The organism is Massilia antarctica (genome assembly GCF_015689335.1).
GTDB lineage: Bacteria > Pseudomonadota > Gammaproteobacteria > Burkholderiales > Burkholderiaceae_D > Telluria_A > Telluria_A antarctica.
Genome location: NZ_CP065053.1, coordinates 3,063,511 through 3,081,862, shown reverse-complemented (window position 1 = coordinate 3,081,862; position 18,352 = coordinate 3,063,511). Strand labels below are relative to the sequence as shown.

At 64.2% G+C, this 18,352-nt stretch carries 18 protein-coding genes; 7 read left to right on the top strand and 11 right to left on the bottom strand.

Features of this window, described 5'->3' with window-relative positions; genetic code table 11:
• Positions 1–128: 128 nt before the first annotated feature.
• A complete protein-coding gene (locus IV454_RS13940; protein ID WP_206091929.1) occupies positions 129–1,556 on the top strand; it encodes a pectate lyase family protein in 1,428 nt (475 codons plus the stop codon).
• Here IV454_RS13940 and IV454_RS13935 read toward each other — a convergent pair.
• Positions 1,444–2,178 (bottom strand): transporter associated domain-containing protein, encoded by a 735-nt coding sequence (locus IV454_RS13935; protein WP_307730223.1) that lies wholly within the window; start codon positions 2,176–2,178, stop codon positions 1,444–1,446. The two genes, IV454_RS13940 and IV454_RS13935, sit on opposite strands and share 113 nt — an antisense overlap.
• A 190-nt stretch (positions 2,179–2,368) precedes the next feature.
• On the opposite strand from IV454_RS13935, the gene IV454_RS13930 reads away from it, so the two are divergent.
• Complete coding sequence (locus tag IV454_RS13930) at positions 2,369–4,072, top strand: thiamine pyrophosphate-binding protein (protein ID WP_206091928.1); 1,704 nt, start codon at positions 2,369–2,371, stop codon at positions 4,070–4,072.
• A 108-nt stretch (positions 4,073–4,180) separates the two neighbouring features.
• Here the strand turns inward: IV454_RS13930 and IV454_RS13925 are convergent, their stop codons facing one another.
• The 9 genes from IV454_RS13925 to IV454_RS13885 all read right to left on the bottom strand — a co-directional run bounded on the left by IV454_RS13925 (position 4,181) and on the right by IV454_RS13885 (position 11,373).
• The gene (locus tag IV454_RS13925) at positions 4,181–4,408 is read right to left on the bottom strand and encodes a hypothetical protein (protein ID WP_054266443.1); all 228 of its coding nucleotides are present in this window, start codon (positions 4,406–4,408) and stop codon (positions 4,181–4,183) included.
• Between the two features lie 102 nt (positions 4,409–4,510).
• Positions 4,511–4,945: a nuclear transport factor 2 family protein gene (locus IV454_RS13920; protein WP_206091927.1), complete on the bottom strand. Its 435-nt coding sequence runs from the start codon at positions 4,943–4,945 to the stop codon at positions 4,511–4,513.
• The gene (locus tag IV454_RS13915) at positions 4,942–5,709 is read right to left on the bottom strand and encodes an SDR family NAD(P)-dependent oxidoreductase (RefSeq protein WP_206091926.1); all 768 of its coding nucleotides are present in this window, start codon (positions 5,707–5,709) and stop codon (positions 4,942–4,944) included. Before IV454_RS13915 ends, IV454_RS13920 begins: the two co-directional genes overlap by 4 nt.
• Entirely contained in the window at positions 5,706–6,248 is a 543-nt protein-coding gene (locus IV454_RS13910) for a DUF3833 domain-containing protein (RefSeq protein WP_206091925.1), read from the bottom strand. Before IV454_RS13910 ends, IV454_RS13915 begins: the two co-directional genes overlap by 4 nt.
• A 28-nt stretch (positions 6,249–6,276) precedes the next feature.
• Entirely contained in the window at positions 6,277–7,512 is a 1,236-nt protein-coding gene (locus IV454_RS13905; protein WP_206091924.1) for an MFS transporter, read from the bottom strand.
• Positions 7,509–8,045, bottom strand: coding sequence for a chalcone isomerase family protein (locus IV454_RS13900; protein WP_229522235.1), 537 nt, complete (start codon positions 8,043–8,045; stop codon positions 7,509–7,511). The genes IV454_RS13905 and IV454_RS13900 overlap by 4 nt, the downstream gene beginning before the upstream one ends.
• A gap of 1 nt (position 8,046) precedes the next feature.
• Positions 8,047–9,279 (bottom strand): SAM-dependent methyltransferase, encoded by a 1,233-nt coding sequence (locus IV454_RS13895; protein WP_206091923.1) that lies wholly within the window; start codon positions 9,277–9,279, stop codon positions 8,047–8,049.
• Positions 9,276–10,082, bottom strand: coding sequence for a DUF1365 domain-containing protein (locus tag IV454_RS13890; RefSeq protein ID WP_206091922.1), 807 nt, complete (start codon positions 10,080–10,082; stop codon positions 9,276–9,278). Before IV454_RS13890 ends, IV454_RS13895 begins: the two co-directional genes overlap by 4 nt.
• On the bottom strand, positions 10,069–11,373 hold the full coding sequence (locus IV454_RS13885; RefSeq protein WP_206092666.1) for an NAD(P)/FAD-dependent oxidoreductase: 1,305 nt from the start codon (positions 11,371–11,373) through the stop codon (positions 10,069–10,071). Before IV454_RS13885 ends, IV454_RS13890 begins: the two co-directional genes overlap by 14 nt.
• 300 nt (positions 11,374–11,673) lie before the next feature.
• Here IV454_RS13885 and IV454_RS13880 point away from each other — a divergent pair, with 300 nt between their 5' ends.
• The 4 genes from IV454_RS13880 to ftsX all read left to right on the top strand — a co-directional run bounded on the left by IV454_RS13880 (position 11,674) and on the right by ftsX (position 15,508).
• Positions 11,674–12,615 carry a MerR family transcriptional regulator gene (locus IV454_RS13880; protein WP_206091921.1) on the top strand — a complete coding sequence of 314 codons (942 nt, stop codon included), beginning with the start codon at positions 11,674–11,676 and terminating at the stop codon, positions 12,613–12,615.
• 143 nt (positions 12,616–12,758) lie between these two features.
• Entirely contained in the window at positions 12,759–13,910 is a 1,152-nt protein-coding gene (ftsY, locus tag IV454_RS13875) for a signal recognition particle-docking protein FtsY (RefSeq protein WP_206091920.1), read from the top strand.
• 6 nt (positions 13,911–13,916) lie between these two features.
• A complete protein-coding gene (locus IV454_RS13870; protein ID WP_206091919.1) occupies positions 13,917–14,591 on the top strand; it encodes a cell division ATP-binding protein FtsE in 675 nt (224 codons plus the stop codon).
• Entirely contained in the window at positions 14,588–15,508 is a 921-nt protein-coding gene (gene ftsX, locus IV454_RS13865) for a permease-like cell division protein FtsX (RefSeq protein WP_206091918.1), read from the top strand. The genes IV454_RS13870 and ftsX overlap by 4 nt, the downstream gene beginning before the upstream one ends.
• A gap of 178 nt (positions 15,509–15,686) precedes the next feature.
• Here the strand turns inward: ftsX and IV454_RS13860 are convergent, their stop codons facing one another.
• Positions 15,687–16,709, bottom strand: a complete 1,023-nt coding sequence (locus tag IV454_RS13860; RefSeq protein ID WP_206091917.1) for an Rpn family recombination-promoting nuclease/putative transposase — start codon at positions 16,707–16,709, stop codon at positions 15,687–15,689.
• A gap of 588 nt (positions 16,710–17,297) precedes the next feature.
• On the opposite strand from IV454_RS13860, the gene rpoH reads away from it, so the two are divergent.
• On the top strand, positions 17,298–18,197 hold the full coding sequence (gene rpoH, locus IV454_RS13855) for an RNA polymerase sigma factor RpoH (RefSeq protein WP_054266431.1): 900 nt from the start codon (positions 17,298–17,300) through the stop codon (positions 18,195–18,197).
• The last annotated feature ends 155 nt before the right edge of the window (positions 18,198–18,352 follow it).

Below are 18,352 nucleotides of genomic sequence, written 5' to 3'. Positions count from 1 at the left end.
TTTCCGTTTGTTATCGCGCCACCCATACCGATTTCGATATCGATCACGAAAAAAATGTGATCGCGCCAAAGTTACCCGATGTACATACCTACTATTACAATATGGATAATTATTAAAAAGGAAACTTAATGAAACTATTGCCTCTTGCCGCACTGATCAGCACCACCCTTTTCGCCAGCGCCGCCGCCCACGCCGCGGACTGGCCGGAGAGTTTCTCGAAATGCGCCGCCCAGGGCGGCACCTGTGACGTCGGCAGCAGCAAGCGCCAGGTATCGTTCGGCATCAAGAACAAATGGGTGGTCAAGTCGCTCAGCGGCAAAGTTGCCTGCACCGCCGCCACGTTCGGCAGCGATCCTTACCCGAATGTCGACAAAAAATGCGCGATCGGCCCGCTCGACGGCGGCACCACGCCACCGGTCACCCCGCCGGTTACGCCACCGGTCACCCCGCCGGCCGGCAGCGACGTACTGAAGCAAGCGGCAACCGGCTGGGCCAGCTACACCACCGGTACCCGCGGCGGTGCGGCGGCGCCATCGACTGCTGTCTATCTGGTCAGCTCGCCTTCACAACTGCTCACGGCACTCAAGGCCCAGGCCGGCAAGCCGGCACAGATCAAGGTTTCCGGCACCATCGACATGGCGTCCAGCGACAATGGCGGCGCCTTCAAGAGCAGCACCGACCAGCGCGTACGCAGCCTGATTTCAGTGCCGTCGAACACCACCCTGATTGGCGCGGGCAGCGACGCCCGCATCGTCAATGGCCGCATCGTCATCAGTGGCGTCGACAACGTTGTCGTGCGTAACCTGACCATCGAAAATCCTTGCGATATTGCACCAATATGGGACCCAAAAGACACCAAGACCGGCAACTGGAATTCCCAGTATGACGGCATGAACGTCGATGGCGCGACCCACGTCTGGATCGACCACAACACCTTTACCGACGCACCACGCACCGACGACAAATTTCCGATCGAAAATGGCAAGCGCAAGCAGTGCCACGATGGCGCGCTCGACATCAAGAACGGTGCCGACTATGTGACGGTGTCGCACAATGTGTTTGAAATGCACGAGAAAAATACCCTGGTCGGCTCCTCCGACAACACGACCTCCGACGATGGCCACCTGACCGTCACCTTCAATAACAACCATTACCGGCAGGTCACGGCGCGCGCGCCACGCGTGCGTTTTGGCAAAGTCCACCTGTATAACAACTACTACGAAGGCGACCGCAGCGCCAAGCTGTATGAGCACCATTACAGCATCGGCGTCGGCTACAAGGCAAAAATCATCTCGCAACAGAACGTGTTCGACATCATGGGCGCCAAGGAATGCGGCGACGTGGTGGAAAATTCTGGCTCATCGTCCAAGGTTGGCGCCATCATCGACAGCGGCTCGGTGCTGAACAACGCGGCCCTGGGCGTGGGTGGCGAGAGCTGCAAGATCAGCAATGCCGTCGGCTGGACCCTGCCGTACGTACCGGCCGTGATCGAGGCCTCGAAGGTGCGCGAATCGGTCCTGCGCAATGCAGGCGCCGGCAAGCTCGTCGTCCGGTAATACACGCAAGCCAACCATCGACCCCGCGGCCCGCCCCCTGCCGCGGGGTCGACGGCAGCAGCGCCGCGCGCACTAGCGCGGCCGGGCCGGCGCAGCGCGGCCGGGCCGGCGCAGCGCCGCCGGCCTCCCCCGCCTCGGTCGCCAGCACCCGGCCGATCCGGTGCCTGTCCATGTCCACCACCTCGAAACGATAGCGTTCCCACACAAAGCTGTCGGACACCGCGGGCACATGCCCAAGTTGCTCCAGAACAAAACCGGCCAGTGTTTGATACGCCCCGCCCGCTTCTCCGGGCAGCGCCTCGCCGATCCCGAGCACCTCGCGCAGGTGCGCCAGCGGCATGGCCCCGTCCTGCAGCCAGCTGCCACTGCCGCTCGCGCAACTGTTCCAGCAAGCCGCACGCGGCGAGGGCCGATTCGGTTTTGTCGAGCATGCCGGCGTCGGCCCTTTCCCTGAGCATGCCGCCGATCTCGTCGACGGTCGTGACGCTGTCGGGCGCGCGCCGCTACGGCCCTCGGCGGCCATTTTGTCGAGCCGCACCCGTTTGGCCAACACCAGGGCCAGCTCGGACATGGCGAATACGCCATTGAGCAGGATCAGGACGAGAATGATCAGCAAATCCATGGAAACCGGCGGGAAGGACGGAGAATTTACCCGCGTTAGCCCTGCCATATCGCCGCAGTTTGAGGCAGGCCGATGTCGCGCGCCCTTCGCCAGGGATAGTAATTCTGATATTTAATGTCGTAATTTCAAAAGCTTGCAAGAATCGGCTCGCATAGAATGGCGCATACTCAACCATCAAGGCAGAGACGACATGACGCACCCTTCCCGCAGTGGCGGCCAGATCCTGGTCGATGCGCTCAACATTCACGGCGTCGATACCGCCTTCGGGGTCCCCGGCGAAAGCTACCTCGACGTGCTCGACGCCCTGCACGATTCCGACATCCGCTTCATCATCAACCGCCAGGAAGGCGGCGCCGCGTTCATGGCCGAAGCCTACGGCAAGCTGACCGGCAAGCCCGGAATCTGCTTCGTCACGCGCGGCCCGGGCGCCACCAATGCCTCGATCGGCGTGCACACGGCCTACCAGGATTCGACCCCGATGATCCTGTTCATCGGCCAGGTGGGCAACGATTTCATCGACCGCGAAGCGTTCCAGGAGATCGACTACCGCCGCATGTATGGGCAAATGGCCAAGTGGGTCACCCAGATCGACCGCGCCGACCGCATCCCCGAATACATCGCGCGCGCCTTCCAGGTCGCCACCAGCGGCCGTCCGGGCCCGGTGGTGCTGGCGCTGCCGGAAGACATGCTGATCGATACCGCTGCGGTGGCCGACACGCGCCGCTACCAGCCGGTGCAGGCGTCGCCGTCAAGCGCCCAGATCGCCACCCTGCGCGAGATGCTCGCCAGCGCGAAAAAACCGGTCGTGCTGCTCGGCGGCGCCAGCTGGAACGCCCAGGCCTGCGCCGACCTGCAGCGCTTCGCCGAAGCCAATGCCCTGCCGGTCGGCTGCACCTTCCGCTTCCAGGACTTGCTCGACAACGCCCACCCCAACTATATAGGTGACGTCGGCATCGGCATCAATCCGACACTGGCCGCGCGCGTGAAAAACGCCGACCTGGTGATCGCCATCGGCCCGCGCCTGGGCGAAATGACCACCGGCGGCTACACCCTGCTGGCCTCCCCCGTCCCAAGCCAGCGCCTGGTGCACTTCCACGCCGATGCCGAGGAACTGGGCAGCGTCTACCAGGCCGACCTGATGATCAACAGCGGCGCCGCGCAAGCCTGCGCCATGCTGGCCGCGATGGAGCCGGTCGATGCGTCCGCCTGGCGCGGCACCGTGGCCGAGGCGAAAGCCGAGCTGGCCGCCTACCAGGAACAGCCGCCGATTTTCAAGGATGGCAAGGCCCCGCTCGACCTGTGGCAAGTGGTGCAGGAATTGATGGCGCAAGTGCCGCGCGATACCATCATCACGAACGGCGCCGGCAATTACGCATCGTGGGCGCACCGCTTTTACCGCTACGGCGGCATGCGTACCCAGCTGGCGCCGACGAATGGCGCGATGGGTTATAGCGTTCCTTCGGGAATAGCGGCAAAAATTGTCGATCCGGCACGGACGGTGGTGACCTTTGCCGGCGATGGCGAATTCATGATGAATGGCCAGGAACTGGCGACGGCGGTGCAATACAAGGCTGGCGTGATTATTATCGTCTTTAATAATGGCATGTTCGGCACCATCCGCATGCACCAGGAGCGCGATTATCCGGGCCGGGTCTCGGGAACGAGCTTGCACAACCCGGACTTCGCGGACCTGGCCAAGGCGTATGGCGCCCACGGCGAAGTGGTCAATGCGACCGCGCAATTCGCTCCAGCCCTGGCCCGCGCCCTGGCGCACACGCGCGAAAAATCACTGCCGGCAGTGATCGAACTGCGTTATGACGGCAATTTGATTACGCCGAATGCGACCTTGGAAACCATCAGGAAGACGGCCGAGGCCGCAAAGGCCGCCAAGTAAGCGAGGGCTGGCGCGCTTCCGATACCACCGGTATTGGAAGCGGGCGCAAGACAAAGCGCATGCCGGACCGGCCATGCGCTTTGTGTTGAAAATGGGGGGAAGTAGGGCTTACTGCGGGCTGACCAGCTGCGATTGCGGCAGCAGTTCAAGACCAAGCTCGGCTGGCATAGGCAGCGGCCGGTCGTGTGCGCTTGGCGCTTCGGTCACAGGCGCCGTAAAGAAACAAGCCACCGTGGCGATGAACGCCAAACCGATGACGTTGCGTATCCACATCGACCCCGCCACATGGATCGTCTCCGGCGAAATCAACAAGCTGAAATTGTCTGGGCTTTTCACACTGCCTCCTGTCATCGTTTTGTAATAATTTATACCCTTTTCCGATAAAAGCATAGCGAATCTTGAGCCGGATCGATGCATATGTGTGCCATCTCATACAGCCTACTTATTCGCAGCACGCTTGAGCCAGCGCATGACACTTCCTACTAATGGAAGCTTTTCATATAACTCCTCGGCGGCGTCCCAATAATCGCGATGGATCATGACCGCCCCGTCCGCATTGAAGCGGATCCGGGTGGCGCCGCGGATGCATTGCGGCGCGCTCGACAAGCGCTTCATCCGGAACAGGAATTCCCAGGTCAGGAAAGCCTCGTCGCCCTGCAGCACGGTCGACCTCACCACGAAGCGCGGCTGCTCGACCTGTGCAAACATGTGCACGAAAATGCCGATAATCGGTTCAATCCCGCATACCTCGTTGAACGGGTCCTTGAACTGCGCATCGGGTGCGTAAATCCGGGTCAGCTGGGCGCGCATCGAGGCGCGCTCGATGCTTTCATAGAAGCGCACCAGCCGGGCCAGTTCCGGTGCCCGGTTCATAATCCCGTCACCTTGTGGATCAGCCAAAAGTACAGGCGATACGGCAGCAGCCGCGCCAGGCGCATGCTGTTGGTGAAGCGCTTGGGGAAATGGATGTGGAAGGCGCCGCGCCCGATCCCCTCCACCATCGCCTGCGCGGCATCGGCGGCGCTCATCAGGGCCGGCATCCTGAAGTCGTTCCCGGCCGTCAGCGGCGTATCCACGAAGCCCGGATTGATCTGGTACACGGCGATCCCGCGCGGACGCAAATCGAGGTATAGCGACTCGGACAGGTTGATCAAGGCCGCCTTGGTCGGCCCGTACACCAGCGCCTTGGGCAACCCGCCGTAGCCGGCCACCGACGCCACGATGCCGATCCCGCCCGCGCCCTGCTGGATCAGCAGCGGCAGCGCCACGTCCAGGCAGTTGAACGCGCCGCGCAGATTCAGGTCGATCATCCGGTTGGCGGCCGCCAGGTCGATCGCGTCGGCGCGCATCTCGTTGTAGCCGCCGGCCACGATCAGCACCAGGTCGATGCCACCCCACGCGGCCACGATGCGCTGGCACGCCGCGGCGACGCTGGCATGATCGATCACGTCCAGCGGCAGCGCCAGCGCATGCTGCTTGCCCGCCACCACCTGTTCCAGTTTGTCGGCGCTGCGCGCGGAAAACGCCACGCGCGCGCCAAGGTCGAGCATCAGGTGCGCGGCCGCTTCGCCGATCCCGGTGGAAGCGCCGATCATCCACACGCGCCGCCCGCGCCACTCGGTGATGCGCGGATTCATTGCGGCGCCTGACGCTTGGTGAACGACAAGGTCACGCTGCCCAGGTTCACGCCGAACTTGCTCATCGCCGTGCGATTCAACATGACCTTGTCGTCGATCAGGAACATCCAGTCGTCCATGTCCATGTTGATGACCTTGCCGTCGACCGGCAGCGCCAGCACATACTGCCAGCGCAGCGCATTGCCCGACACGGTGCCGCGCGCGAGCCCGACCACGTCCGCCGCGCTGGCCGTGAAGCTTCCTTGCCCGGTCTTGGTCAAGGTCCACACGCGCTTCTGGCGCGTGCCGTCCGAGTACACGAAATCTTCGTCGAGCACACCAGTGTCGCCGGTCCACTGGCAGCGCATCACCACCACGAAGCGCTTGATGACTGCACCGGAGCGGTCCTGGAACATGCCGTGCGCGTCCAGGGTGCCGTTGAAATACTGCGTGATGTCGAGACCCGGCGACTGTTTTGCATACGTCTCGGGCGTGGGCGTGCTGCATCCGGCCACGGACAGCGCAAGCATGCCGGCCGCGAAGATGGTGGAGAGTTTCATGGTTCAATCCTTGGTAGTGTAACAACGACTAACATTGATGCAGGGGCGCGCGCCACAACATGGCGGCGGCCAGCAATTTGAGTGCGCACGGCAGCAGCGCGTAAGCTGCCGCCAGCGCGCCGGTACCGCCCCCGGCGCCGGGCACGTAGCCGAGCCACGCCAGCAGCGGCAGGGCGATGCCGGCGGCCAGCGCCAGGGTCATTTGCACGCCCCAGTTCCACACGCCGAAGTAAGCCGCTTCGCGCCCGCCCGCATGCCCGGCCGCGCCGATCACGCCAGCCAGCAGCGCCGGCGGCAGCGCCAGGTCGGCGCCCAGCGCCAATCCGGAGAGCAGGCAGATCACCCCGAACACGATACTCGCGCCCGCGCCCAGCCCGAAGGCCCACACGAAAACGGCGGCCGCCAGCAGCATGCCGGCGGCCCAGGCGCGCGCTTCGCCGAAGCGGGCGGCGGCGCTTATCCACAAGGGCATCGAGGCTGCCGCCGCGCCGAAGTACAGAATCAGGAACAAGCCGGACATGGCGCCCAGCCGCAGCCGGTCGGCCGCGAAAAACAGAAACAAGGTGGCCGGAATCGCGGACGCGACGCCGTTGACGATCAACACCGCGAACAGGGCGCGAAACGGCGCCTGGCGAAACGGCGCGGTCATGGCGCGCCAGTCGGGGCGCGCGGCGGCTGCCTTGCCGACGGCCGGCCGCGCCGCCCTGGCCAGCAGCAGCGCGCCGCCCATGGCCAGGGCGACGCCGAATGCCACGCTCAGGGCGTCGTAGCCGGCCTTGCCCGTCACCGCCGCCGCCAGCACCACACCGGCCAGGCCGCAGGCTTCGCGCACGCCGGTCACACGCGCGCGCTCTGCCGGGGCCTGGGTCAGCGCCGCGCCCCAGCTCTGATGCGCGATGGTGGCAATGCTGAAACCGACGTACACCAGCATCAGCGCACCGAGAAACCAGGCCATGGTCGCCAGGCTGCCCAGCGGCGGCGGGTGGAACAGCGCCACGAAGCCGGCCAGCAGCACCGGCAACGACAGCGCCACATAGCGCGGATAGGCGCCCTGCCCGCGCTCGATCCACCAGCCGAGCAGCGGGTCGATGAAGGCGGCGGCCACCCGCGCCGCGAGCAAGACGGTGCCGATCAGCGCCAGCGAGAGCCCGGCGCGTCCGGAATAAAACTGGGGCAGGTACACATAGATCGGCAGCGCGACCATCGCCAGCGGCAGGCCGAACAGGCCGTACGAGAACAGCATCGGCAGTGACAGCCGGCTCATCGTGGAGCGGCGTCTTTGAGCAGCGCGCTGCGCAGCGAACGCGCGCTGGTGGCCGGATCGAGCCAGATGCCGAAAAAGGCGCACGCGAACTCCGGCTCGGGCACCGACGCCAGCGCCTTGCCGTCCAGGTAAAAACGCGCGCCGCCGCCCGGCACGAACACGCCGCTGAGATGGGTGCCCTCCTTCACATCGGGGAAGATGGTTTTCATCCTGGCCAGCCACTGGGCGCGCTGGGCGACGCTGCCGGCACCGATTTTTTCCATCTGCTCGGCGCTGGCCTCGGCGATTTTTGCGCCATCTAGCTTGCGCGCGTAGCGCAGGTCCAGCACGAACGGCAGATCGGCGCGATAGCCTTTCTCTCCCACCCACAGTTCGGCTTCATAGATGGTCAGTCCGAACCAGGTGTAGCTGCCCTTGCCCGCCAAGCGTGCCTGCGCCAGGTTGTCGTCGATGTGGGCGGGAGCGGCACCGGCCGGCCCGCAGGCCAGCATCGCCAGCAGCGCAAGGCCGGACCACAGCATGCGGCGGCCCATCTCAGGCTTTCGTCAGGGTGAAGTGCATGACGTCGGTGTTCTTTTCGCGGAACGCGGCCTCGCAGTAGCACAGGTAAAACTCCCAGGTGAGGATGAAGCGCTGGTCGAAGCCCTGGGCGCGCACCTCGTCCAGGCGCGCGTGGAATGCCTTGCGCCATTCGACCAGAGTGTCGGCGTAATCGATGCCGAAGCGGTGCTGGTTGGTGACAGTCAGGCCGTGTTCCGACGCCATGCGCTCGAACACCGACGGCGACGGCAACATCCCGCCCGGGAAAATGAATTGCTGGATGAAGTCCGTGCCCTTGCGATAGCGCTCGAACAGTTCGTCGGCGATGACGATGGTCTGGACGCAGGCGCGCCCGCCGGATCTGAGGTTGCGCGCGATGCATTCGAAGTAGCTGGGCCAGTAGCTCTCGCCGACCGCCTCGAACATCTCGATCGAGGCGATCGCATCGTACTGGCCGGCGCTGTCGCGGTAGTCGCACAGGCGCAGGTCGGTCTTCTCAAGCAGGCCGGCTTGTTCCAGGCGGTCGTTGGCGTAGGCCAGCTGCTGCTCCGACAAGGTCAGTCCCGTCACATGCACCCCGCCGTCGCGCGCCGCCAGTTCGGCGAATCCTCCCCAGCCGCAGCCGATTTCCAATACCTTCTGGCCGGGCGAGACCTCCAGCTGGTCCAGGATGCGCAGGTACTTGGCCTTCTGCGCCTGTTCCAGGTCGCGGCCCGACGCTTCGGTGTACAGCGCGCTCGAATATGTCATCGACGGATCGAGCCACAATTGATAGAACGGGTTGCCGATGTCGTAGTGGGCGTGGATGTTCTTGCGGCTGCCGGCCTTGCTGTTGCGGTTCAGGAGGTGCTTGATGCGGTACGCCAGGCTGCCCCACCAGCTGCCGTAGACCAGCGTTTCGATGACAGCGCGGTTGCGCGCCAGCAGGGCGATCAGGCCGGTCAGGTTGTTGGTGTTCCAGTCGCCGTCGATATAGGTCTCGGCAAAGCCGATGTCGCCCGAGCGCATGGCGGCGGAAAAGCAGTTCCAGTTGTGCAGCTCCAGGATCACGGGCCCCGACTCGTCGCCGAAGTGATGCTTGGCGCCGTCCGGCGTGATCAAGGTCAGGGCGCCGTGTTTCAGGTTCTCGAGCAGCTTGACAATCAGCTTGGCGGACGTTGGCGCTGGTGTGGCGGCGCGCAGGCTGGGCGCGGCCGCAGCCAGCGATGGCAGGGATTGGGAGCTCATCGGGTTACCTTATGTTGGGGTGGAGTCGGTTTGGAAAAAAATGGCACGCGCCGCAGCCAGAGGCGCAGCGCCTGAAGATGGATGCGCGCCACCACGCCGGCTGTCATCAGCGGAAAGCCGAAAAAGGCGCGCGCGACATTGCTTGCGGTGATCAAGGCGGCGGTGCCGGACAGGCTGGTTTGCAGCAGCGCGCCGTCGGCGTCGTCGTAGTCGATGCAGGCCAGGGTGCTGTCCCGCGGCTGGCCATCCTGCATGCGCAGCACGTGGGTGAAGCGGAAGCGGTAGCCGCCCTGCACCTGGCAGAAAGGCGAGACGTGGAATACCTTGCGCGCGTGGAGTTCCTCGCCGTTGGCGATGTCGGCGCCGGTGTCGAGCAAATAAAAGTGGCGCTCGCCGAAGGTATTGCGCACGTCGCACACCAGCGCGCGCAGGGCGCCGTCGCGCCGGTGGCAAAACCAGAACGAGACTGGATTGAAGACGAAGCCGAGCACGCGCGGCATGGTTTGCAGCCACACTTCGCCATCGGCATCAAGAATGCCTTCCTTGTGCAGCAGCGCGTCGATCCACTCGACCAGCGCGGCCTTGCCGTCGCCATGGTCGGCATCGGAAAACGACAGCAGATTGAAGCGGTTGCGCGAAAACAGGGCGCAGCCGAAGTCCTGGGTGCCCATGGCCCGCAGCGGCAGGCGCACGTAATAGGTGGCGTAGGCGAACGCATTGGCCACCGGGCGCAGGCGCGTGTGGCGCACCTGGCCGAAGCACAGCTGCGCGCGCGCGTCTGGCGCGGGGTCAGGCCGCCGCATGCTGCGTGCCCTGCATCAGGCCCGTCAGCGCGGCGGCGGCGGCAACGCCCGACTTGAGGCCATCTTCATGGAAGCCGTAGCCGGTCCAGGCGCCCGCGAACCAGGTGTTCTGGTGGCCCTGGAAGCCGGCCAGGCGCGCTTGCGCGGCGACCGCGGCGTCGTCGAACACCGGGTGCGCGTAATCGAAGGAGGCCAGCACGCGGGCACGGTTCGGTTCATCGATCGGGTTGAGCGAGACGATCACCGGCGTGGTAAACGGCAGCGGCTGGAGCTGGTTGAGCAGGTAGTGCACGCACACTTGCGGCGTGGCCGACGCCGTGCTCTGGTAATTCCAGGCCGACCAAGCCTTGCGGCTGCGCGGCAGGCAGCTGGCATCCGTATGCAGCACGGCGCGGTTGGCCTGGTAGCGCACCGCCGCCAGCACCGCACGCTCGTCCTCGCGCGCGTCGTTCAGCAGCGCCAGCGACTGGTCGCTGTGGCACGCCATGACGACATGGTCGAACTGCTCGCTTTCCATGGCCGTATCGATGCGCACCGAGCGCGCGCCGCCGGCCGGGTTGCGGCTCACCCTGGTGACCGGCGACGACAGGCGGCGCTGGGGAATCGCGGCCAGCAGTTTGTCGACGTAGTTGCGCGAGCCGCCGCGCACGGTGCGCCACTGGGGCCGGTCGCTCACCTGCAGCAGGCCGTGGTTGTGGCAGAAGCGGATGAAGGTCGCCACCGGGAAGGCCAGCATCTGATCCGAAGGACAGGACCAGATGCAGGCCGCCATCGGCAGCAGGTACCAGGCGCGGAACTGGGCGCTGTAGCCATGCTGGTCGAGAAAGTCTCCCAGCGACATCGCTGGCAAACCCGTCGGCATGCGCTTGGCCAGGCTGGTGGCGTGGCGGTTGAAACGCAAGATATCGCGCACCATGCCCAGAAAGCGCGGCCGCAGCAGGTTGCCGCGCTGGGCGAACACGGTGTCGAGGTTGCTGCCGGCCCATTCCAGCATGCGCGCGCCCGGCTCCCGGCCGAGCGGCAGCTTGACCGAAAACGACATGTCGCTGCGCGCCGTGTCCACGCCGAGTTCGGCGAACAGGGCAATCAGGTTCGGGTAGGTGCGCTCGTTGAACACCAAAAAGCCGGTGTCCACACCATGCGTGATGCCATCCAGGGTGACGTCCACCGTGTTGCTGTGGCCACCGAAGTAAGCACCCGCTTCATACAGGGTCACATCCGCCCCGCCCTGGACAAGCCGGTATGCGCACGACAAGCCCGAAATCCCCGCCCCGATCACCGCTATCTTCATCATTCCACCTGCTTTCTTTTTTGTCCAGGACAAATTTGCCACACAACGGATAATCCGTGAAATAATGAAATATGTCAACGATTTGTCCATGACAAATTAAACCGTCATGGATGTATACGTAGCAGGTGGAATATTGGATTCAAGAAATACAATCCATGGCCCAGCAGGAAGATCGACAGGCGTGGCATCATGTCGCGCCTGTGGCGGACTGCGAAAACAAGCTGATACAAAGAGTAGTTTCTTGTTTACTATTTGGACTTACAATCGGGACGATGTCCTGAACAAACGATGAACGCGACAATGAGCCAAGCACAGACCACTGCCGTCTTCAGCAGCATCAGCGACGTTGAACGGGATACCGGCGTCCCCAAGGAAACCTTGCGTGTGTGGGAGCGGCGCTACAACTTTCCGCAGCCGCAGCGCGACACCAACGGCGAGCGCCTGTATCCGCTCCACCAGGTGGCGCGCCTGCGCGTGGTCAAGCGCCTGCTGGACATGGGTTACCGGCCGGGCAAGATCATGCACCTGGACACGGAAGAATTGAGCAGCATGGCCAGCAAGTCCGGCACCGGCACCATCGCCGCCGACGCCGACGATCCGCTGCTGCGCCAATGCCTGGTCATGATCAAGGCGCACCAGATGCACGAGCTGCGCCAGAAAATGGCCCAGTCGCTGCTGCAACTGGGCTTGCGCCGCTTCGTGCTGGAACTGGTGGCGCCGCTGACCACCCTGGTGGGCGACACCTGGGCCAGCGGCGGCCTGGCCATTTTCGAAGAACACCTGTTCGCCGAACTGCTGCAAAGCGTGATGCGCAACGCGATCTTTTCGGCCAACCAGCAGACCGGCCACCTCGACGCCGCCCCGCGCATCCTGCTCACCACCGTGCCCCAGGAACGCCACGGCCTGGGCCTGTTGATGGCCGAAGCGCTGTTCGCGCTGGAAGGGGCGCATTGCGTCTCGCTGGGCGTGCAGACGCCGCTGGCCGACATCGTCGAGGCGGCGCGGGTGCAGCGCGCCGACATCGTGGCGCTCTCGTTTTCGAGCGTGATGTCGCCGCGCGCGGCGGTCGACAACGTGATGGAGCTGCAGAACCGGCTGGGCGAAAGCGTGCAGGTGTGGGCCGGCGGCAGCTGCGCCGCGCTGGCCCGCCGTCAGCTGGGCCCGAACCGGGTGCTCGACCTGCAGGACATCGATGCGGCGCTGGCACGCTGGCGGGCCCAGAACGGCGCTGCCGGCGCTTAATGGAGCTGTCGTTGCGCTGCGCGGCACATCCTGGCCAGCCCGGCGCAGGAAACCCCGTCCTGCTCTGGTAAAATACGCGGCATCGATTTCGTCGTGCCCGGCGCCGCCGGGCATCAGCATGCTGCGCCCTCCAACACACTCCCATGTTTAGTTTTTTTAAGAAAAAACCGCCCGCTCCCGATCTTGCGCCGCCACCGCAGAGCGCTCCGCCTCCGCCGGTAGCGGCCGTGCCCCCACCCGTCGTGCCGCCCGCCCCCGTCGCCGCGCAGGCGCCTGCCGCGCCCCCGTCACGCCGTTACGGCAGCACCTCGACCTTCGTCGCGCCGCCGCCGGCGCCCGTCTTCGGCAGCGAGCTGATTTCGGAAACCGCCGAGCGCCTCGGCAACGACAGCGACAGCAAAAGCTCATGGATGGCGCGCCTGAAAGCGGGCCTGTCGAAGACCTCGAACAATCTGAGCCTGCTGTTCGTGGGCGCCCGCATCGATGAAGACCTGTACGAGGAACTCGAAGCGGCCCTGCTCATGTCCGACGCCGGCATGGATGCCACCGATTACCTGCTCACCGAGCTGCGCCGCAAAGTCAAGGAAGACAAGCTGCTCGATGCGGCCGCCGTCAAGGCCGCGCTCAAGGTGCTCATGACCGACATGCTGCGCCCGCTCGTCAAGCCGCTCGAACTGGGCCGCCACGAACCGCTGGTGCTGATGATCGCTGGCGTGAACGGCGCCGGCAAGACCACCACCATCGGCAAGCTCGCCAAGCACATGCAGAAGTACGAGCAATCGGTGCTGCTGGCCGCCGGCGACACCTTCCGCGCCGCCGCGCGCGAGCAATTGATGGTCTGGGGCCAGCGCAACAATGTCACCGTGATCGCCCAGGAATCGGGCGACCCGGCCGCCGTGGCTTTCGACGCCGTGCAGTCCGGCAAGGCGCGCAAGATGGACGTGGTCATGGTCGACACGGCCGGGCGCCTGCCGACCCAGCTGCACCTGATGGAAGAACTGAAAAAGATCAAGCGCGTGATCGGCAAGGGCATGGATGGCGCCCCGCACGAAGTGCTGCTGGTCATCGACGGCAATACCGGCCAGAATGCCCTGGCCCAGGTCAAGGCCTTCGACGACGCCTTGCAGCTGACCGGCCTCGTCATTACCAAGCTGGACGGCACCGCCAAGGGCGGCGTGCTGGCCGCGATCGCCCGTACCCGCCCGATTCCCGTGTATTTCATCGGGGTCGGCGAAAAAATCGAAGACTTGCAACCGTTCAGCGCCGACGACTTCGTCGAGGCGCTGCTGGGATAAGCGTCCATGATCGAATTTCGCTGCGTCTCCAAACACTACTCGGCCGATGCGATCGCCCTGCGCGAGGTCAACCTGAACGTCGCGCGCGGCGAACTGGTCTACCTGGCCGGCCCGTCCGGCGCCGGCAAATCGACCCTGCTCAAGATGATCGCGGCCATGGAGCGTCCCACCTCGGGCAGCGTGCTGGTCAACGATCAGGATATCGGGCGCATGAAAAATGCCAGCCTGCCTTATCTGCGGCGCAATCTCGGCCTGATTTTCCAGCAACAGCGCTTGCTGACCGACCGTTCGATCCTGGCCAATACCATGCTGCCGCTGCTGGTCACCGGCGCTTCCAAGGCCGAGGCTGAACTGCGGGCCCGCGCCGCGCTGGAAAAAGTCGGGCTGGAGGGACGCGCGCTGGCCAGGCCGCTCGAATTGTCGGGCGGCGAACAGCAGCGCGTGGCCATTGCCCGCGCCATCGTCAACCGGCCCCAGATCATCCTGGCCGACGAACCGACGGCCAATCTGGATCGCGCCAGCGCCGACAAGGTGCTCGACGCCCTGCGCGCCTTTCACTCGGTGGGGGTGACCTGCCTGATCGCCACTCACGACGAACTGGTGCTGTACGACGCCGCGCGCCAGGGCAGCGCGCGCGTGATCCGGCTCGACCATGGCGCCGTGGTGGGAGACGCCGCATGAAGCGCTGGTTCCGCCAACACGGTTTCGCCATCGGCTCGGCGCTCGGCCAGCTGGGCAAGTCGCCGCTCAGCTTCCTGTTCAACGTGATCGTGGTCGCCATCGCGCTCACCCTGCCGTTCGCCGGCCTGACCCTGCTCGACAATGTGCGGCCGATGTCCGAGCAATTGTCGGTCGAGCCGGAAATCAGCGTCTTCGCCAAGGCCGAGACCACGCGCGAGCAGGCCCAGGCGCTGGAACCGGCAATCCGCGCGATCCTGGCCGATCCCAAGTCGCGCATCGTGTTCGTCTCGCGCGAACAGGCGCTCGACAGCCTCAAGAGCAAGAGCGGCCTGGCCGAGGTGCTGACCACCCTGGGCGAGAATCCATTGCCGGACGGCTATGTATTAAAGCTCGACAGTTTCCGCAGCGTGAGCGAAGCGGGCAGTGTCGACGCCTTCGCCACGCGCCTGCGCGCCCTGCCTGGTGTGGATTCGGTGCAGGTCGATTCGGCCTGGGTCAAGCGCCTGGCCGCCCTGCTGCGCGTGCTGCGCCTGATCCTGCTGCTGCTGGCCGTCACGCTCGGCATGGTGGTCATTGCGGTGGTGTTCAACACGATCCGCCTGCAGGTGCTGACCCAGCGCGACGAAATCGCCGTGAGCAAGCTGATCGGGGCGACCGATGGCTTCATCCACCGTCCCTTCTATTACACCGGGGGCCTGCTGGGCTTGTGCGCCGGCGCCGTGGCCTTGGGCGCGGTGACCTTGTCCTTGCAGCCGCTCAATACCGCCATCGGCGAGTTCGCGCACCTGTACGGCTCGTCCTTCCAGCTGGCGCCCCTCAATCCGGTGGCGATGGGTGTGCTGCTGGCCGTCAGCGCCACGCTCGGGCTGGTTGGCGCGGTGCTGTCGGTGCGCAGGCATCTGGCGCGCCTGCGCTAGCCGGATGTTTCAACAGTCAGTATCCGGCTGGCGATGCAAGGAAGGATATCCGCCGGTCATGCGGATTGCCGGTTCAGCGATGCGCTTCGGCGGGTGCCCGGGTGGCGCAGGATGCAGCCGCCTCGGCTTCCATTGTTGTTAATGTGCGGGCGACAGCATGTTGGAATGTATCGCCGGACTACGTGGCTGGCGCGCCATCGTCAAACACCGTCTGTAAGCTGGGCGCGTTGAGGCTGCGCTCGAACCACTGTTCGAGCTCAGCCTGCGTGGCGTGGCCGATACGCTGCGTTGCCGGCGCCGGCAACGCGCCGAACCGATTGCGCAACAGCCTGCCCAGCACCCCGCGCAGTGCGATGACCTGGCCTTCCGCCTTGCCTTTCTCCATGCCTTTCTCCATGCCTTTCTCCATGCCTTCGGCGCTTCCCTTTTGAAAGCCGAGTTCCTCGAACTGCTCGGCCCAGATTGCAAGCTTACCGCCCATGTCAGCACCCTCCTCCACACTGTCAACCATGCGCAATTCCTCTTTGCTGGCTCCGCGTGCCAGCAGTGCATTGATCCACACCTGAACCGAACGCCGCAAGTTAGCCTGGGGTGATCCCTTGAACCAAGTCGTCAGCGCAGCAAAGACATTTTTTGAGACATCGGGAGCGGCTGAAAGTTCAAGCCGGAACAGCAGCGCCAGCAAGCTGGCATTCGCTTCCAGCGCCGTCTTGTCGAGGCGCTGCTGGTCGATCAGCACGTAGCGCTGGGATGGCTGCAAGGCCGCCAGCTCGTCTGGCGCTTGCATGAGGAGGCCGGACAAGTCCATGCTGGCGCTCCAGCGCGGCACGCCGTTGTAGAACACCAGCGGCAGCACCGGCGGCAACAGCAGGCCAGGGGACAATTCGTGACCCTTGATCAGGTCCTGGAACAGCAAGCCGATGTAGGTCTGCATGCGCAAGGCCATCCAGCGGTCCACGCCGGACTGGCATTCCAGGAGGATGTATACGTAAAGGAACTCGTCGCCCAGCCGCACGCGCCAGACGATATCGTCCTGGCGCGCCGACAAATGATCGCTCACATACGCGGGGTTGACCCGCTCGAAGGCCGATAGCGCAACGTCATCGAACAAGGTGAAGGACGTAAAATCCGCGATCAGTTCGCGCACCAGTTCAGGGTGGGCGAACAGCGAGCGGTATCCGAGGTCGTGAGGGGTAGGCATGGCGCATTGTAGCGAGCGCCCCTGCGCCGCCTTTGCGCTGCCTCAGGCGTGTGCGGCGGCAGCAGGCACCGCACGCGCACCCCGCCGTACAGATAGTTGTCATTGTCGTCAGCGTCGAACATGATGATGAGATGCATGCTGTATGTCGAAAATAGGGGGTGAGGATGGTATCAAGCGGGCATTGTGTTTTATGCATTCCTTGCTTCAAATGGCGGCGCGCGCAGAGCGTGTGGAAACGCACAGACGGCGCCAGCCGGGGAGGCGACACTACGACCGGGCTCCCATACTGCGCTGGAACAAACGCATGGTAATCCGACGCACAGCAGACTTGATCTGTATCAAGGGCCGAATTGAAGCCTCCACTAGAGTGAAACCTGCGAATTTATGCTTGCCTCTAAGTAATATCATTTCGCTATCGCCGCCATATATTCTCGGCATTGGCACTCGATGCGAGAGAGTGCTAATATAGGGTCTTGCATGGCGGGGAATCCCCGAAGCCACCGCTGGCATCAGACCGCAACAGTCGCCCCGGACCCGCATCCGGCCCGGGCATTCGATGATCAGCACAGACACTCTACGAGGAAATACATGATGACGTTGTCCGCACAATCCGCATTGGTTCCGACCGGCAATCGTGCTTTAGGACTCGGTTTCACCGGCAATCTGGGCAATATCGATGCCTATATCTCGGCGGTCAACCGCCTGCCGATGCTGACCCACGAGGAAGAGATTTCCCTGGCCCAGCGCCTGCAAAAGAATAACGATCTCGCCGCCGCGCAGGAGCTGGTGCTGTCGCACCTGCGCCTGGTGGTCTCGATCGCGCGCGGCTACCTCGGTTATGGCTTGCCCCACGCCGATTTGATTCAAGAAGGCAATATCGGCCTGATGAAGGCGGTCAAGCGTTTCGATCCGGACCAGGGCGTGCGCCTGGTGTCGTACGCCATGCACTGGATCAAGGCCGAAATGCATGAGTACATCCTGAAGAACTGGCGCCTGGTCAAGGTCGCCACGACCAAAGCCCAGCGCAAGCTGTTCTTCAACCTGCGCAGCAACAAGCAGGGCCTGGACGCCATGACCCCGACCCAGATCGATGCGCTGGCCAAGCTGCTCGACGTCAAGCGCGAAGAAGTGATCGAAATGGAAACGCGCCTGTCGGGCCGCGACATCGCCCTCGAAGCGCCGACCGACGACGAAGACGACAAGTTCTCGCCGATCGCCTACCTGTCCTCGGACCTGTCCGAGCCGACCAAGGTGCTCGAAGCCGAACAGGTCACGCGCCTGCAGTCGGAAGGGCTGGAAACGGCGCTGGGCAAGCTCGACGCCCGTTCGCGCCGCATCGTCGAAGCGCGCTGGCTGGCCAACGACGACGGTTCCGGCGCCACCCTGCACGCGCTGGCGGACGAATTCGGCGTCTCCGCCGAGCGCATCCGCCAGATCGAAAGTGCTGCCTTGAAGAAAATGAAAGGTGCGCTGTCGGCTTATATTTGAGCCCGCGCACGCCTGGCGCCCCCGCGCCGATGCCGCCTGGTGTAGACTAGGCGGCATTTTTTTCGTCGGTACAGATCGTCAAGCTTGTACAAGTCAATACACTTGATTACATATTTATAATCCGACTTTGACGTATCATGCATACCGTGCCGGTG

Bases quoted from the DNA above. Each gene is read 5' to 3' on its own strand.
- IV454_RS13870 (WP_206091919.1), top strand. From the start codon at position 13,917: ATGATCGAATTTCGCTGCGTCTCCAAACACTACTCGGCCGATGCGATC.
- rpoH (WP_054266431.1), top strand. From the start codon at position 17,298: ATGATGACGTTGTCCGCACAATCCGCATTGGTTCCGACCGGCAATCGT.
- IV454_RS13880 (WP_206091921.1), top strand. From the start codon at position 11,674: ATGAGCCAAGCACAGACCACTGCCGTCTTCAGCAGCATCAGCGACGTT.
- IV454_RS13930 (WP_206091928.1), top strand. From the start codon at position 2,369: ATGACGCACCCTTCCCGCAGTGGCGGCCAGATCCTGGTCGATGCGCTC.
- IV454_RS13910 (WP_206091925.1), bottom strand. From the start codon at position 6,248: ATGAAACTCTCCACCATCTTCGCGGCCGGCATGCTTGCGCTGTCCGTG.
- IV454_RS13895 (WP_206091923.1), bottom strand. From the start codon at position 9,279: ATGAGCTCCCAATCCCTGCCATCGCTGGCTGCGGCCGCGCCCAGCCTG.
- IV454_RS13885 (WP_206092666.1), bottom strand. From the start codon at position 11,373: ATGAAGATAGCGGTGATCGGGGCGGGGATTTCGGGCTTGTCGTGCGCA.
- ftsX (WP_206091918.1), top strand. From the start codon at position 14,588: ATGAAGCGCTGGTTCCGCCAACACGGTTTCGCCATCGGCTCGGCGCTC.
- ftsY (WP_206091920.1), top strand. From the start codon at position 12,759: ATGTTTAGTTTTTTTAAGAAAAAACCGCCCGCTCCCGATCTTGCGCCG.
- IV454_RS13860 (WP_206091917.1), bottom strand. From the start codon at position 16,709: ATGCCTACCCCTCACGACCTCGGATACCGCTCGCTGTTCGCCCACCCT.
- IV454_RS13940 (WP_206091929.1), top strand. From the start codon at position 129: ATGAAACTATTGCCTCTTGCCGCACTGATCAGCACCACCCTTTTCGCC.
- IV454_RS13890 (WP_206091922.1), bottom strand. From the start codon at position 10,082: ATGCGGCGGCCTGACCCCGCGCCAGACGCGCGCGCGCAGCTGTGCTTC.
- IV454_RS13915 (WP_206091926.1), bottom strand. From the start codon at position 5,709: ATGAATCCGCGCATCACCGAGTGGCGCGGGCGGCGCGTGTGGATGATC.
- IV454_RS13935 (WP_307730223.1), bottom strand. From the start codon at position 2,178: ATGGATTTGCTGATCATTCTCGTCCTGATCCTGCTCAATGGCGTATTC.
- IV454_RS13900 (WP_229522235.1), bottom strand. From the start codon at position 8,045: ATGGGCCGCCGCATGCTGTGGTCCGGCCTTGCGCTGCTGGCGATGCTG.
- IV454_RS13920 (WP_206091927.1), bottom strand. From the start codon at position 4,945: ATGAACCGGGCACCGGAACTGGCCCGGCTGGTGCGCTTCTATGAAAGC.
- IV454_RS13905 (WP_206091924.1), bottom strand. From the start codon at position 7,512: ATGAGCCGGCTGTCACTGCCGATGCTGTTCTCGTACGGCCTGTTCGGC.